At 65.0% G+C, this 15,387-nt stretch carries 13 protein-coding genes and 1 pseudogene; 9 read left to right on the top strand and 5 right to left on the bottom strand.

The window, feature by feature from the left end; translation table 11 throughout:
- Positions 1–20 precede the first annotated feature (20 nt).
- Complete coding sequence (locus C5689_RS07755; protein WP_108916706.1) at positions 21–1,526, top strand: ammonium transporter; 1,506 nt, start codon at positions 21–23, stop codon at positions 1,524–1,526.
- Positions 1,527–1,635: 109 nt separating this feature from the next.
- Here C5689_RS07755 and hrcA read toward each other — a convergent pair whose 3' ends face one another.
- Positions 1,636–2,724, bottom strand: coding sequence for a heat-inducible transcriptional repressor HrcA (gene hrcA, locus C5689_RS07750; protein ID WP_174800252.1), 1,089 nt, complete (start codon positions 2,722–2,724; stop codon positions 1,636–1,638).
- Between the two features lie 123 nt (positions 2,725–2,847).
- On the opposite strand from hrcA, the gene C5689_RS07745 reads away from it, so the two are divergent.
- Positions 2,848–3,864, top strand: a complete 1,017-nt coding sequence (locus C5689_RS07745; RefSeq protein WP_108916704.1) for a patatin-like phospholipase family protein — start codon at positions 2,848–2,850, stop codon at positions 3,862–3,864.
- On the opposite strand, the gene C5689_RS07740 is transcribed toward C5689_RS07745, so the two are convergent.
- Both C5689_RS07740 and C5689_RS07735 read right to left on the bottom strand, forming a co-directional pair.
- Positions 3,855–5,099, bottom strand: coding sequence for a glycosyltransferase (locus C5689_RS07740; protein WP_108916703.1), 1,245 nt, complete (start codon positions 5,097–5,099; stop codon positions 3,855–3,857). The genes C5689_RS07745 and C5689_RS07740 overlap by 10 nt on opposite strands.
- Positions 5,096–6,283: a glycosyltransferase gene (locus C5689_RS07735; RefSeq protein WP_108916702.1), complete on the bottom strand. Its 1,188-nt coding sequence runs from the start codon at positions 6,281–6,283 to the stop codon at positions 5,096–5,098. Before C5689_RS07735 ends, C5689_RS07740 begins: the two co-directional genes overlap by 4 nt.
- Positions 6,284–6,565: 282 nt before the next feature.
- Between C5689_RS07735 and C5689_RS07730 the strand changes: the two genes are divergently transcribed.
- On the top strand, positions 6,566–7,465 hold the full coding sequence (locus C5689_RS07730) for a hypothetical protein (protein WP_108916701.1): 900 nt from the start codon (positions 6,566–6,568) through the stop codon (positions 7,463–7,465).
- Between the two features lie 81 nt (positions 7,466–7,546).
- Complete coding sequence (locus C5689_RS07725) at positions 7,547–8,710, top strand: LptF/LptG family permease (RefSeq protein ID WP_108916700.1); 1,164 nt, start codon at positions 7,547–7,549, stop codon at positions 8,708–8,710.
- 55 nt (positions 8,711–8,765) lie between these two features.
- On the opposite strand, the gene C5689_RS07720 is transcribed toward C5689_RS07725, so the two are convergent.
- Complete coding sequence (locus C5689_RS07720) at positions 8,766–9,506, bottom strand: ABC transporter ATP-binding protein (RefSeq protein ID WP_108916699.1); 741 nt, start codon at positions 9,504–9,506, stop codon at positions 8,766–8,768.
- Positions 9,496–10,236, bottom strand: coding sequence for an ABC transporter permease (locus C5689_RS07715; protein ID WP_244594625.1), 741 nt, complete (start codon positions 10,234–10,236; stop codon positions 9,496–9,498). The genes C5689_RS07720 and C5689_RS07715 overlap by 11 nt, the downstream gene beginning before the upstream one ends.
- 258 nt (positions 10,237–10,494) lie before the next feature.
- Between C5689_RS07715 and trxA the strand changes: the two genes are divergently transcribed.
- From trxA to C5689_RS07690, 5 genes and pseudogenes are all read left to right on the top strand, one after another.
- Positions 10,495–10,821 (top strand): thioredoxin, encoded by a 327-nt coding sequence (gene trxA, locus C5689_RS07710; RefSeq protein ID WP_108916697.1) that lies wholly within the window; start codon positions 10,495–10,497, stop codon positions 10,819–10,821.
- A 40-nt stretch (positions 10,822–10,861) separates the two neighbouring features.
- Positions 10,862–11,581 (top strand): molybdate ABC transporter permease subunit, encoded by a 720-nt coding sequence (gene modB, locus C5689_RS07705; protein ID WP_108916696.1) that lies wholly within the window; start codon positions 10,862–10,864, stop codon positions 11,579–11,581.
- Positions 11,578–12,672 (top strand): molybdenum ABC transporter ATP-binding protein, encoded by a 1,095-nt coding sequence (modC, locus tag C5689_RS07700; protein WP_108916695.1) that lies wholly within the window; start codon positions 11,578–11,580, stop codon positions 12,670–12,672. Before modB ends, modC begins: the two co-directional genes overlap by 4 nt.
- Before the next feature lie 287 nt (positions 12,673–12,959).
- Positions 12,960–14,177, top strand: a complete 1,218-nt coding sequence (locus C5689_RS07695) for a tetratricopeptide repeat protein (protein WP_158271783.1) — start codon at positions 12,960–12,962, stop codon at positions 14,175–14,177.
- 460 nt (positions 14,178–14,637) lie between these two features.
- Positions 14,638–15,387, top strand: a pseudogene (locus C5689_RS07690) (hypothetical protein); the annotation flags it as partial.

Here is a 15,387-nt window from a genome sequence, read left to right as displayed (position 1 = left end):
AAAATCACCAGGAGTTCCAAATGAGACTTCGTCTGCCTCGGAGCCTGTCTGCGGCTTCGACTCTCGTCGGCGCGGCGATCGCCGTGGGCCTCGCCGATCCCGCCCTCGCCGCGGGCAATGCGCCCGTCCCCAATCCCGGCGACACGGCCTGGGTGCTCATTTCCGCGGCGCTGGTGCTGATGATGTCGGTGCCGGGCCTCGCTCTGTTCTACGGCGGCCTGGTGCGCTCGAAGAACATGCTGTCCGTGCTCACGCAGACCTTCGCGATCGTCGCGCTGGTCGGCGTCGTCTGGACGCTCTACGGCTATTCGCTCGCCTTCGGCGACGGCGGCTCGCTCAACGCCTACATCGGCGGCTTCAACAAGCTGTTCCTGAAGGGCGTCGACGCCTCCTCCAACGCGCCGACCTTCACCCCCGGCCATGTGATTCCGGAATACGCCTATTTCGTGTTCCAGATGACCTTCGCCATGATCACGCCGGCGCTCATCATCGGCGCCTTCGCCGAGCGCATCAAATTCTCGGCGGCCTTCGTGTTCGTGCTGCTGTGGGTGACGATCATCTACTTCCCGGTCGCGCATTGGGTGTGGGGCGTCGCGGATCCGAACGCTCTCGTCGATGCGGCCACCAAGCTCGCCGCCGCGACGACCGATGAAGCCAAGACCGCCGCTCAGGGCGAGATCGACACGCTGCTCGGCTCGGTCGGCTGGATCGCCGGCGGCCTCGCTCCCTGGATGAAGGGCACGGGCGCGCTGGACTTCGCGGGCGGCACCGTCGTCCACATCAACGCGGGCATCGCCGGCTTCGTCGGCGCGCTGATCCTCGGCAAGCGCATCGGCTATGGCAAGGAGGCGCTGCCGCCTCACTCGCTGACGCTGTCCATGGTCGGCGCCTCGCTGCTGTGGGTGGGCTGGTTCGGCTTCAACGCCGGCTCCAACCTCGAGGCCAATGGAACGACGGCGCTCGCCTTCGTCAACACGATGGTGGCGACCGCCGCGGCGGCGCTCTCCTGGCTGCTGACGGAATGGGCGCTGAAGGGCAAGCCCTCGCTGCTCGGCCTCATCTCTGGCGCCGTCGCCGGCCTCGTCGCGGTGACGCCGGCCTCCGGCTTCGCCGGTCCGATCGGCTCCATCGCGCTCGGCTTCATCGTCTCGCCGATCAGCCTGTTCTTCGTCTCCAAGGTGAAGAACCTCTTCGGCTATGACGACTCGCTCGACGTGTTCGGCGTGCACGCCATCGGCGGGATCACCGGCGCTCTGGCCACCGGCATTTTGGTGAGCCCGGACTTCGGCGGCGTCGGCATCACCGACTACACCAACATCGGCGAGAATTTCGCCGGCAAATACGACATGGCGCAGCAGATGATCTCGCAGGCGACGGCCGTCGGCGCGACGATCCTCTACTCGGGCATCGGCTCGGCGATCCTCTACAAGATCGTCGATGTGGTGATCGGCCTGCGAGTCGCTCCGGATCAGGAGCGCGAGGGCCTCGACATCGCCGAACACGGCGAGCGCGCCTACAACTACTGAGACCTTCGGTCTCGCGAAAGCAGAACGGCGCCCCTCGGGGCGCCGTTTTTGTTTTGGGCTTTCGAATTCACGACTCTGGCCGCCGGACCTTCTCTTTCAGGCGCCGAGATCACCCCCCGACGACGCGCGCCACCACCTTCGCCGTATAATCCACCATGGGCACGATGCGCGCGTAATTGAGCCGCGTCGGGCCGATGATGCCGAGCGCGCCGACGATGCGCTTATTGCCGTCGCGCAAAGGCGCGGCGATCATGGACGAGCCGGAGAGCGAGAACAGCCGGTTCTCCGAGCCGATGAAGATGCGCACGCCCTCGCCGGTCTCGGCGCGCTCCAGAAGATCGATGACCTCGGTCTTGGTCTCGAGATCGGAGAACAGCAGGCGAATGCGGTCGAGATCGGCCATCGCCGTCAGATCCTCGAGCAGATTGGCCTGGCCGCGCACGATCAGCTGACGATGCTCCGCCCCCGCCCCTCCCCAGCTGGCGAGCCCGGCGTCGACGAGCCTGGCGGTCAATTCGTCGAGCTCGGTCTGCGCGATCTTGCGCGCATCCTCTATCTCCGAGCGGACCTGGCCGAGGGTGAGGCCGCGAATGCGGGCGTTGAGATAATTGGCCGCCTCGATCAGCGAGGAGGCCGGCAGATCGCGCGGCACCTGCAGCACGCGATTTTCGACCGAGCCATCCTCGCCGACGAGAATGGCGAGCGCGCGCTCCGGCTCCAAACGCACGAATTCGATCTGCTTGAGCCGCGCATTGTCCTTGCTGGTCACCACCACGGCGGCGCCGCGGGTGAGGCCGGAGAGCAGGCTCGTCGCCTCGGCCAGCACGCCTTCGAGGTCATGGTCCTTGGAGGCGGCCTCGACCTGCGCCTCGATCTGCGCGCGCTCGTCTTCCGCGATGTCGCCGATTTGCAGAAGCGAATCGACAAAAAAGCGCAGGCCGAGCTCGGTCGGCAGGCGGCCGGCGCTGGTGTGCGGCGCATAGACGAGGCCGAGCTCCTCCAGATCCTGCATCACATTGCGCACGGAGGCGGGCGACAGCGCCATGGGCAGCAGCCGCGACAGCTGGCGCGAGCCGACGGGATCGCCGCTCGACAGATAGGTGTCGACGATCTGGCGAAAGATTTCGCGCGGCCGATCGCCGAGATTGGCGAAGCTCTGCGCGCCGGCGGGAGGGATCGGATTGCCCATGCGGATCATGACGGAAGAATGGCGCCTCGGCGGCGCGGGTCAAGCCCGCGCGCACGGGAGCGGGAAAATACGCTACGCTTTTGCCCCGCCTCCTCTATTTCCTTGGCGTGATATGGGGGCGGGACAGGCGCGATGCGAGACGAAATCCTCGTCGATCTGGCTTTGCAGGGCGGCGGCGCGCATGGCGCCTTCACCTGGGGCGTTCTCGAACGGCTGATCGAGGAGCCCTGGCTGCGGATAGACGGGGTCTCCGGCACTTCCGCAGGGGCGATGAACGCCGCCGCGCTCATCCATGGGTTCTCGCAGAGCGGCGTCGAGGGCGCCCGCGCGGCGATGGAAGAGTTCTGGCGGCGCGTCGCCGCCGCGGCGCGCTTCAGCCCGCTGCAGCGCAGCCCGCTGGATGTGCTGCTCGGCCGCTGGACGCTCGACAATTCGCCGGCCTTTCTGGCGATGGACATTTCCTCGCGTTTGATCTCGCCCTATGATCTTCATGCCGCCGGCGCCAATCCGCTGCGCGACATATTGTGCGAGACCATCGATTTCGAGCGTCTGGCGCGCTCGCCGATCAAGCTCTTCGTGACGGCGACCAATGTGCGCACCGGCCGCGCGCGCGTCTTTCGCAACGCCGATCTAAGCGCCGAGGCGCTGCTCGCCTCCGCCTGCCTGCCGACCATGTTCCAGGCGATAGAAATCGACGGCGAGGCCTATTGGGACGGCGGCTATGCCGGCAATCCGACCATCACGCCGCTGGTGCGCGAATGCGCGTCGCAGGACACGATTTTGGTGCAGGTCAATCCGATCGAGCGCAAGGAGACGCCGCGCAGCGCGATCGATATTTTGAACCGGCTGAACGAGATTTCCTTCAACTCGCCATTGCTCAAAGAGCTGCGCATGATCGCGCTGCTGCGCGAGGTCGCCGATCCCGGCCATAGCGAGGGCGCGCGCTGGGCCTCCATGCGCATTCACGCCATCACCACCGATATGGCGGCGGAGCTGTCGGCCTCCTCCAAGCTCATCGCCGAATGGGATTTCCTGCTGATGCTGCGCGAGGAAGGACGGCGCCGCGCAGAGGAGTTTCTCGAGCGCTATGGCGATGCGCTGGGCAAGCGCTCGAGCTTCGATCTCGCGGCTATGCTGGACTATGTGTGACGCGCGCCGATGAGCGTCGGCGCCAGGGCGGCGAGATTGGCGCGATAGGCGTCGAGCGAGAAATGCGCGTCATAGAAGCGGCGCATCTCGCTCGCCGCGCGCTGCGCCTCGCTGGGAACGCGCACATCGGCCACGGCGGCCTTCAACGCGCGCGCGAAATCCTCCGCGCTGTCGGCGATCGTCACATCGGGAAAGCGCGCGAGATCGACATGCATTCCGCGAAAGGCGTGGCTCGTCGAGAGGAGCGGTAGGCCGCTCGCCAGCGCCTCCACCGTCTTGATGGAGAGGCCGTGGCCGCTGATCGTCGGCAGCAGCACGAGCCGCGCCGTCGCATAGGCGGCGCCCGGATCGTCGATGCGGCCGACGAAAGATGCGCGATGCGCCGCAAAGAGCGCGGGATCGCGCGCCTTCACGCCGGCGTCGACATTGCCGACGATGCGTAAATGCGGAATTTTCGTATCGCCGAGAACCTCGCGCAGGAACCAGCAGACGCTGTCGACATTGGCGCTATTGTTGCTGGCGACGAGCAGAATGTCCTCGCCGCCGGGGCCGAGCGGCGCTTCCGGCGCGCTCGGATAGAGCAGCGCATGTTGCTTTTCCGGCAGCAGCGCGCGGAAATCGTCATATTCCTGCGCGTTGAGATGCAGCAGAAGATCGGCGCCGCGCATCAGCTCCAGCTCGCGGGCCAGCATTTGCTCATAGGTCACGCGCGGCGGCAGCCAGGGCATATGCTCGTTCATCAGCGCGAATTGGCGCGCTTGCAGATCATGGCTGTCGAGCAGCACGGGCGCGCCGCGCGCGAGGCGCCTCGCTGCCGACATCAGGAAAAAATGATTGCAATGGACGAGATCGAAGCGCCGATCCATGAGGCCGAGCGCCAGCTCCGCGCGCTCGGCGACGCCGGCGCGAATAACGGCCTGATCGCCATGCAGATAAGGCCACAGAACATCGCGCAGAAAGCGCGGCGCCGCGAAAGCATGGAAAGGCGCGCCGCCGAACCAACGCTCGCCTTTCGAGAGTTCCGGCGTCGCCTCGACGAAAGCGCGCCAGCGCCAGGCGCGCTCCGGCGTGAAGCCCGGCATGTCGCATATGGCGACCGGCGCGACGCGGGCGCCGAGCGCGCGATAGGCGGCGACCTGCCCCAGCACGACGCGATACGTGCCGCAGGAATGCCAGGCCGGATGCACAATGGCGACATGACGCCCGGCGAGCGGAAGAGAAGCGGCGTCGTTCATCGCGCGAGCAGCGGCGCGGCCGCCTCGTGCAGGGCGCGCGCATAGGCGGCGGGGCTGAACATTTCATCATAGAGACGGCGCGTATCGGACGAGCCACGCGCGCCTTCCTCGCGACGGCGGCCGGCTTCGCGCAGAGCGGCGGCGAAATCGGCGGCCTCATCGGCGAGAATGACATTGCCGAGCCGATCGGGCTCGATCGCCATGCCGCGAAACGCCCGCCGCGTGGCGATGAGCGGCGCGCCGCTCGCCATCGCCTCCACCGCCTTCACCGAAAGGCCATGCCCTTCGATCGTCGGCAGCAGCACGCAGGCGGCCTGCGCATAGACGGCGCCGATATCGTCGACGCGCCCCTTGAACAGCGCGCGGTGGGACTCGTAGAGCGATTTGTCGAGGCGCTTCACGCCGGAGTCGATATTGCCGTAGATCTCCACCTCGACGCTAGGGGCGAGCGGCGCGACCTCGCGCAGGAACCAGCGCAGGCTGACGAAATTTCCGTAATTGTCGCTAGCGACGATGATAATGCGATCGCCGCCCGGCCCGCAGGGAACCGGCGCGATGGCGGGATAGACGAGGCGATGCCGCGCCTGCGGCAGCAGAAGCGCGAACTCGGCCCGCTCCTCCTCATTGAGGTGTATGCACAGATCCGCCGCGCGCATCCACTCGAGCTCTATCGACAACATGTCGTCATAGGTCGCATAGGGCGGCAGAAAGAAGCCGCCCTGATTACGCAGAATATATTGCCGCGCCTGAATATCCTGCGTCTCGACCACGACCGGGACGTTTCGCCCCTGAAGCAGTCGAGCAACAAATGGCAGGGTGAAATAATGATTCGCATGAACGAGATCGATTTGCTCGTCTGCGAGCCCCGGAGGCGGAGCGGCGAGCTTGGCGAGCTCGACGAGCCAGGTCGCCTGATCGCCGTGGATCAGCCGCCACCACGCATGGGCGAGAAAGGACGGCGAGAGCGCGGCGAGCCGGCTCGGACCACAGAAATAGCGCTTGTCGGCCGGCAGATCGGCGGAGGCGGCGAAATAGGCCTCCCAGCGCGGCCCACGCGGCGGCCGTGGGGCCGGCGCGTCCATCAGAGCGACGGAGATCGTCCGCGCGCCGAGCGCGCGATAGGCCTCGAGCTGGCTGACGTTGACCTGATAGCTGCCGCAGGAATGCCAGGCGGCGTGAACCACTGCGACCGTCTTCCCCGCGAGCGATCCTGCGGCGACGGAAGCGTCGTTGGAAACAAGCTGCTCTATCGCCCCCTCCCGTTGCGCGCGACTTTAGGACGCACAGCGCGCTCCCACTGGCCGGGCGCGCCCCGAGACTCGGGGCGTCACCCCCGCCCGAGCGCCTTCGGCGCTCGACCCCCCTCTCGAAGGGGGAGGTGGAAACGCCTCGTCCTGCATGGGTCTTCCCGTCCCCGTATCGGCGACGGCTTGCCCTGCGGCGGCGTTTCCAAGTAGACGGGGTATATGAGCCTTCGACCCGCAAATCCAGATTTTTCCCCGCCACGCGCCGTCCCGGACCAGAGCGGGGCCGCGGCCGGCAAGCGCTATGGGATCGCCATCGTCGGCAATGACAAAATCATCGACTGGCTGCTCCCCTTCCTCGAGAGCTATGCGCAGACCAACGCGCATCTGCCGCTCTATCTCGTCCCCTATGACGAGAATGTCGCACAGACGCGGCGCGCGGCGGACCTCTATGGCGCGCATTTCATCGAGGAGGTTCCCGAGGCGATCGATAAGCTCGCCGCCGAGCTCTATCCAGGCCCGTTCAATGGCAACCGCCGCCGACTGCGCAAGCTGCAGGCGCTCGCTCTGCCGCTCGACGAGGTCGCCTATGTCGATGTCGATGTGGTGCTCTATCGCGATTTCTCGCCCATTTTCGGCCGGCTCGAGGCCGAGAAGACGGAATTCATCGTCGCCTCGCCGAGCTTCGAATATGTCTATAACGAGAAGAAAGCGAATTACCCCTTCCTGCGCGACGCGCTGCTGTTCAATGACGGCTTTTGGGTCACGTCCAACCAATATTTGAAGCTCGACCATTTCATCGAGACGATGCGCGAGGACGCCAAGCTCTTCCACGAGGTGCGCAAGCGCGGGCAGCTCTTCGCCCAGCCTCTGGTGAATTTCGTGACGCATCGGCGCGGGCTCGCCATCACGCTTTTGCCGCATTGCGTCGAGCGCGCCTCGCATGAGAGCTTCTATCAGGCGCCCGGAATCACCTTCTCCGAGGGCAAGCCGCTCGATCCCGACGGCAAGGAAATCTACTTCTGCCATTGGGCGGGGGCGACCGCCCTCCCCTCGACGGGCGTTTTCGACGCCTCGTGGAAGGAGTTTTCCAAAGCCGCCTGGGAAAAATTTCGCAAATAGGCCGAATTCCGCTATGAGACTGCCGTGCGGCGGCGGCCCTCCCTCCGGGACGGGTCGATTTCGTCGCACGGAACAGGACACATGCCTCGCCTACTTTTCCTCTATCTCGCACGGCGCATCCTGTTCAGCACGCTCGTCGTCCAGCTCGCGCTCATTGTGCCGGTCGTGCTCTCCTATCTGCTCTACACGCTGACGCCGGCGGCGATTCGCGCCGGCCTGCTGGCTCCGGCGCTGGTCGGCACCATGCCGACGGTCGGCTTCATCACTCTGCCCATGGCGATCGGCGTCGCGACGGCGCTCGAATTCGCGCGCATGTCCAATGAGGGGATGATCGCCGTGCTCTATGCGCTGCGGCTCTCGGTTTGGTCCTTGTGCCGGCCGGCGCTCGTCTGCGCTGGCGCGCTGGTGATCTTCGGCTATGGGATCGCCAATCTCATGGCGCCCTATTACGCCAGCGGCCTGCAGGACGTCATCAATGTGGTGCGCAATTCGCTCAATCACCGCATGTTGGACGCGGCACATTTCTACACTTTCGACAATGGGGTGAAGACGCTCTATCTCCAGCGCTGGGAGACGCCGGACGTCGCCGTCAATCTCTTCGTGCGGCAAATCTCCATCGAGAAGCGCCAGGAGGAGACGATCACAGCGGCGCGCGCCGAATTCCGCCGCCAGCCCTCCGGCGTCGTGGTGGCGCTGTCCAACGGCAGCATTCAGACCAAGCCCTTCGACACGGATGAAGTGCGCATCGCCAATTTCGACGAATACGCCATGGCGCTGCCGATGCAGGGCAGCGAGGCGCTGCCGCCGCGCAATTGGCGCGGCGTCTATGAGCTGACGCTGCCGGAATTCGTCGCCAATTGGCAGATCGCCAAGCTCGACCGCCGCCAGGCCGGCGAATGGATGGCGGAGGCGGCCAAGCGCTTCGGCGTGCCCTCGCTCGCCATCGCCCATACGCTGCTGGCCATGGCGCTGGTGCTGACCTTCGGCAATGTCACGGGACGGCGCGGGGGCATGAGCTCCTTCGTCATCATCGCCATTCCGGCGGCGCACATCTTCTTTCTGGTGGCGCTCGAATCGCTGCTGCGCGCCGATGCGCGTTTCGCTTTTCTTCTGGCCGGGGCGGCGGCGCTCGAGATCGGCGCGTCGATCCTGCTGATCCACCGCCGCAATCGGAGCACCAGCCCGATGCGCGAGCTCCCCGCCTTCGAGACCATCGCCGCCGAGCCGCAGACGGTCGCGGCCTGACCGAGCTGGTCGGAAGCGAGCCCGAAGGCTCGCCCTCCTCTCGACTTAGATGGAATCACGCCGCGGCGAGCACCACGTCGCGATAATGCGGGATGACGACATCCGGCGCGCCGGTCTCGCGCACCGCGCCCTCGTCGATCCAGATCACCCGATCGCAGAGATCGCCGAGAAAGCGCAGATCGTGCGAGACCATCAAAATGGTCCCTTTCTTCGCGAAATCGGCGATGAAGGCCTCGCATTTGGCCTGGAACACTTCATCGCCGACCGACAGCGCCTCGTCGACGATCAGAATATCGGCGTCGGCGTTGGCGCAGATGGCGAAAGCGACGCGGGCCACCATGCCGCTGGAATAGAGCCGCATGGGCTGATCGAAGAAAGGCCCGATATCGGCGAATTCGGCGATGGCCGGCAGGCGCTTCTCCACCTCCTTGCGCTTCAATCCGAGGATCGCGCCGCCGATCATGGCGTTCTCGCGCCCCGTCAACAGCCCGTCGAAGCCCGAGCCCAGCGCGAGAATCGGCGCGATGCGGCCCTTTACCTCGAAGGAACCGCGCGTCGGCCGCGTGATGCCGCAGAGAATTTGCAGCAGCGTCGTCTTGCCCGCGCCATTGCGGCCGATGATGCCGACCTTCTCGCCCTTGCCGACCTCGAAGCCTATGTCGTGGAGCACCCAATGCTCCTGATAGAACTTCTTCCACAGGCCGAACAGCACCTGCTTCAGCTGGTCGTTGCGGTGCAGATAGAGCTGGAAGGCCTTGCCGACGCTGTCGCAGCGGATGATGGGTTCAGATGACATCGACGATGACCGATTTGTAGCGCATGAAGAACTGATAGCCGAACAGGAATATCCCGTAGGACACCAGCGCCAGCGCGACATAGGCGATAGGATTGGGCAGCACGCCGTCGAGCGCCACGCCGCGGAGCATCTCTATATAGTCGCCGACGGGATTGAGGCGCAGCCAGATGGAGATATGCGACGGCATTTGATCCAGACGGTAGAAGATCGGCGTCGCGAACATCAGCACCGGCACGACCGACACCATGATATGCGCCACATCGCGGGTGAAGGCGCCGAGCGCCATCAAAAACCACACCACGCCCAGCATGAAGCAGGCGAAAGGCAGAATCAGCAGCGGCGCGAAGAAAATCGTCATCGGCAGTTCGCCGGCCGTCAGCAGGCGCAGCGCCACATAGACCGCGAGGCTGATGCCGCCATAGACGAAAGCGCGAATCGTCGCCACCCAGGCGATCGTCTCGCTGGGGAAGATCGACTTTTTCACGAAGGTCACATGCTCGTGCAGCAGGCCCGGAGCGCGATAGGCGAGCTCGCTGAACAGATTGAAGACGATGAGCCCGATGAAGACGCCAGAGGCGTAATCAATAGCGCTCATCCCCGCCGACAATTGTGGAACCGTCATAGAAAACAAGACGGTATAGGTCAGCAGCATGATCAGCGGGGCGAGCACCGCCCACAATGGCCCGAGCACGGAGCCGCGGAACCTCGAGGTGAGTTCCCGCCGCACCACGGCGCGGATGAGCTCCCTATGGTGCCAGGCCCGCTCGAAAGGGGCGACATAGGCGACGAGCGGCAGTTGAGCGAGCGACAGGCCGAACCTCCCTGGATCGAATGCGGCGGCGCAGCCGCATAGACCAGTTCGGCGCCGCCTCTGTCAACGGTCCGGCCGAGTCCGCCTCAGCGGGCGGCCTCGGCAATCGGCCTCGGCTTGACGCGCCGCCGCGCCGTTCCTACTCTTTCGACAAAGTTTCAATTCGAAAGGAACGCCATGTCTGCTGCGACCGTCAAAGTCTCCGATGCGAGCTTCGAAGCCGAGGTTCTGAAATCCGACCAGCCGGTCGTCGTGGATTTCTGGGCCGAATGGTGCGGCCCCTGCCGCACCATCGCCCCGGCGCTCGAGGAGATCGCCGCCGAGCTCAAGGACAAGCTCAAAATCGTCAAGCTCAACGTCGACGAAAATCCCAATGTCGCCGGAATGCTGGGCATTCGCTCCATCCCGACGCTCATCATCTTCAAGGACGGCAAGGCCGCCTCGCAGAAGGTGGGCGCCGCGCCTAAGGGCGAATTGCTGCGCTGGATCAATGGCGCTATATAAGCGCTCGACGTAACGCGAGCGAAGGCGTAAGCACACGAGCATGACGCTCTCGGATATTGCGCCTTCGCTCGGATTCTCCCCGCAGGAGATGACGGCTATCGTCCTCAGCCTGAAGGTCGCGGGGACGGCGACGGTATTTTCCCTACCGATCGCAGTATTCGCCGCCTATGCATTGGCGCGCTGGCGCTTTCCCGGCCATACGGCGCTCAACGCCCTCATCCATCTGCCGCTGGTGATGCCGCCGGTCGTCACCGGCTTCGCGCTGCTGCTGCTGCTCGGCCGCAAGACGCCGCTCGGCGCCTTTCTCGCGGAATATTTCGGAATCGTCTTCGCCTTTCGCTGGACCGGCGCGGCGCTGGCCGCGGCGGTCATGAGCTTTCCGCTGATGATTCGGCCGATTCGCCTCTCCTTCGAGAGCATAGACGAGCGATTGGCGCAGGCCTCGCGCTCGCTCGGCGCCAACCCTTTGTGGACCTTTTTCCTGGTGACTCTGCCGCTGGCGGCTCCCGGCGTCATCGTCGGCGCCATTCTCGGCTTCGCCAAGGCGCTCGGAGAGTTCGGCGCGACGATCACCTTCGTCTCCAACATTCCCGGCGAGACGCAGACGATTCCCTCCGCCATCTATAGCTACACCCAGACGCCGGACGGCGACGCCGACGCGCTGCGGCTCGCGGCCGTATCGGCGGCGATCGCCATAGGGGCGCTCGTCGTCTCGGAAATATTGCAAAAGCGCGCCGACGCGACGAGAGCCGGCAAATGATCGGCGTCGACGTCAAATTGCGCCGGGGCGATTTCACTCTCGCCGCCGCCTTCGCCTCCAAGGCCCGCATATTGGCGCTGCATGGACCGTCTGGCTCCGGCAAGACGACGCTCGCCCATCTCGTCGCCGGCCTCGCCGTCCCCGACGAGGGCCATATAGCGGTGAACGGCGCCACGCTGGTCGATAGGGCGCAGCGGCTTTTCGTTCCGCCGGAGAAGCGGCGCATCGGCCTCGTATTCCAGGACGCGCTGCTGTTTCCGCATCTCGACGTCAAGACCAACATTCTCTTCGGCCGCTTCTTCACGCCCAAGGCGGAGCGCCGCGTGCCCTTCGAGGCCGTCATCGAAACGCTCGGCGTCGCACATCTGCTGCGCCGCCGCGCCGGCGCGCTCTCGGGCGGCGAGCGGCAGCGCGTCGGCCTCGCGCGCGCGCTTTTGTGCTCGCCCCGCCTTTTGGCGATGGACGAGCCCATGGCCTCGCTCGACTATGACCGCCGCCAGGAGATCATGACGCTGATCGAGCGTCTGCGCGACGAATTCTCCATTCCGATCCTGCTCGTCTCACATGCGGCCGACGAGATATTGCGCCTCGCCGACGAAGTGATCTCGCTGGAGAAAGGCCGCATCGTCGCCAAGGGTCTGCCGTCGGAGACGCTGGCGGCGGCGAGCCGGCACATAGAAGGCGGGCGCTTCTCCGTGGTGAGCGCGCTGGAGGCGCATGTCGGCGCCTATGATACGCGCTATGGCGTGACGCGGCTCGCACATCCGGCGGGCGAGATCATCGTCGCGGCGCATGTCGCCAATGGCGACCGGCAAGTGCGCGTGCTGATCAACGCCACTGACGTGGCGCTCGCCTATCACAAGCCCGAGAACACCAGCATTCGCACCGTGCTGCTCGGCCGCATCGCCGCGATCGACGAGGACGAGAGCCCGCTCGCCTTCGTGCGGCTCGAGCTCGAAGGCGGCGGCAAGCTCGTCTCGGCGACGACGCGGCTTTCGGTCGCCGAAATGAATTTGAGCGTCGGCGCGCAAGTCTATGCGCTGGTGAAATCCGTGGCGCTGGACGAGAGAGAGCTCGGCGCCGGCGCGTGACGCATTGTGGGAAGCGGCCGAGCGCGGCGCCCCGCTGGCTTGCGAGACGATGAGCCGCGCAATAGGCTGACGCGAGGATATTCTATCCATTTTTCGCGGCGGGAGAAACGATGACCGACCTGGAAAAGCCTAGGAGCGACCGGGCCGCGCAAGCGTGGCCGAGCATCGTCAAATGGGATTTCGGTCAATCGAGGCAGAGTTTCCGCCTGGCTCTTTCCCTGCGAACGACAATTATCGTCTATTGCTGCCTCACGGTCGGCGGAGTTTTCCTCGGCAGGAATTGGCCCGTGATCGAAAGCCGGCTCGGACTCTGGGAGTTCGGCGACGCGTTCCGCGCTTGGCTCCATCCCATCGCCTGGACGCGTGGAGACAAAAGTTTCATCCGAGGCGAACGCGAGATACGAGCGCGACATTTCACCGAGGCGCTGTCGGCCTATGAAGACGCGCTGGCCGCATTCGGCGAAGCAGGCATCGAAAAAAGGCAAGCCGATGCGTTGGTCCGCATCGGCTTTTCCGAATATGGACGCGGACATTACGACGATGCGCGCACGGCTTTTCGCAAGGCTCTGCAGCGCTATGCCCAGATCGATAACCCGCTCGGGCGCTCCAACGCTTGGCTCGGCGTCGGCGAAGTCGAGCGTCTTCTCGAGCATGACGACGCTGCGCGAACCGCCTATCGCGAGGCCGCACGTTTCGCTTCCCTGTCTCAGCAATCTCTCGCGAGCGGCAACGCTCATTTGGGCATCGGGCGCATAGAGGCGCGGTCGGGACGCGAAGAAGATGCGAAGGCCGCGTATCGGGAGGCGCTGACGTCGTTCGAATTGGCGAAGAACCTATCTGGGCAGGCGAGCGCATGGGCCAGCCTCGGTGATCTGCACCGCCGCCACGGACGCGCCGATGCGGCCCATGAGGCCGATGAGAAAGCATTGGCGCTCTATCAAAAAGCCGATGATCGGCTGGGACAGGCCACGACGTTGTACGGCATCGGCGAATTCGCCACCGAACAGCGACGAGACGACGAGGCCCGCATCGCCTATCGCAGCGCATTGTCTCTATTCAGTCTGATCGGCGAACGCTCGGGACAAGCGAATACGCTCATTCGGCTCGGCGAGATCGAACGCTCGAATGGAAACGACGAGAAGGCGGGCGTGTACTTTCGTAACGCGCTGGCGCTCTTTGAACAGATCGACTCTCGGCGAGGGGGGGCCGGCTCTCTCCATGCTCTCGGAACCATCGAGGCTCGCTCCGGGCGCGAGGCGGAAGCCCGCTCTGCCTTTCGGGAGGCCCTGACGCTCTTCGAGCAGTCTGGCGACCGCCTTTGGCAGGCGATCGCTCTGAACGATCTCGGCGCGTCGGAGGCGCGATCTGGCCGTAAGTCGGAAGCGCGCGCCGCTTTTCTCGCCGCAGCAATGCGATTTGACGAGGCCGGCAAGAAGGATCGCGCCGACGCGGCGCGGAAATCAGCTGCGGGGCTGGAGCAAATCACGCCACGCCGGCGACGATGATCCCGGCGCAAAAATCGACGCCTCTCAGAACGTCTCTCCGCGATCGGAACGCGGCGCGCTCTAACCGAAACAATAGCAATTCATTAGCTCTTTCATTTAGATGTTTGTTAAGACCTCCATGTGATTATCCACACCGCGAAGCCTCCGATCCAAGACGGCCTCGCATTCGCGCCGAACAGGACAGATGATCTGTCCGCCGCCGGCCCGGCATTTGGACCCTCGAGCTCATTCGGCTCACGAGGATCCGCCGGAGGCACGGCCAGGCGCGACGGTGTTTTCCGAACCCATGTGACGACAGATTCAGCCGGCGGCGCTTTCGCGCCGGAGCGATCACTCGCGCGTCCCGCTGCATCTCGCGCTCACGCCCAATGCGGAACGAGCCCCTGCGCTCGGGCCGAGAACCGTAACGCCGTCCCCTTTCGTTTCTTCGTAAACAGCTTCATTGGAAGCGGAGCGCCCGATGACCTCGATCTTGACCTCCCTCACCGCGACTCAGGTTGCCGGGCTCACCACCACCATCATCTCCAATCTGACGACGACAGACATCGCCGCGCTCAGCACCACGCAGACGGCGGCGCTGACATCGACGCAGCTCAACGTCCTCAACTCGACCGATCTCCAATATTTCGCGCAGACGCAGATCGCGGCGCTTTCGGCCAACGCCATCGCCGGCCTCTCGCTCACGCAGATCGGCAATCTGACGACCACACAGGCCGACGAATTCACCGCCACCCAAGTCGCGGCGCTCACCGCGTCGCAAATCGGCGCCCTCACCTCCACAGAGCTGGAGGGCTGGGACGCCACCCAGCTCGGCGCGCTCACCTCCACGCAGATCGGCAGGCTCACCACGACCGCGATCAGCAATCTGTCGACGACGCAGATCTCCTCGTTCAGCCAGACGCAGGTGCGCGGTCTCACCACTTCCCAGCTCAATGCGCTCAGCACCGATGATCTGATCGCGATCAATCTCGCCAATCTGACCACCTCCCAGATCGCCGGCCTCGACGCCACCGCCGCCGGCAATCTCTCCACCACTCAGGCGGAAGACCTCGCCGCCACGCAGATCGGCGCCCTCTCCGCCACCGCATTCGGCAGCCTTGCCTCGACTGAAGTCCAGTCCTGGAACACGACCCAGCTCGCCGGCCTCACCGCAACGCAGCTCGGCCGCCTGACGACGACGGCGCTCGGCAATCTCTCCACCACCCAGGTC

The sequence above is a fragment of the Methylosinus sporium genome (assembly GCF_003113265.1).
GTDB classification, from domain to species: Bacteria; Pseudomonadota; Alphaproteobacteria; order Rhizobiales; family Beijerinckiaceae; genus Methylosinus; species Methylosinus sporium.
This window is presented reverse-complemented; position numbering and strand designations above follow the sequence as displayed.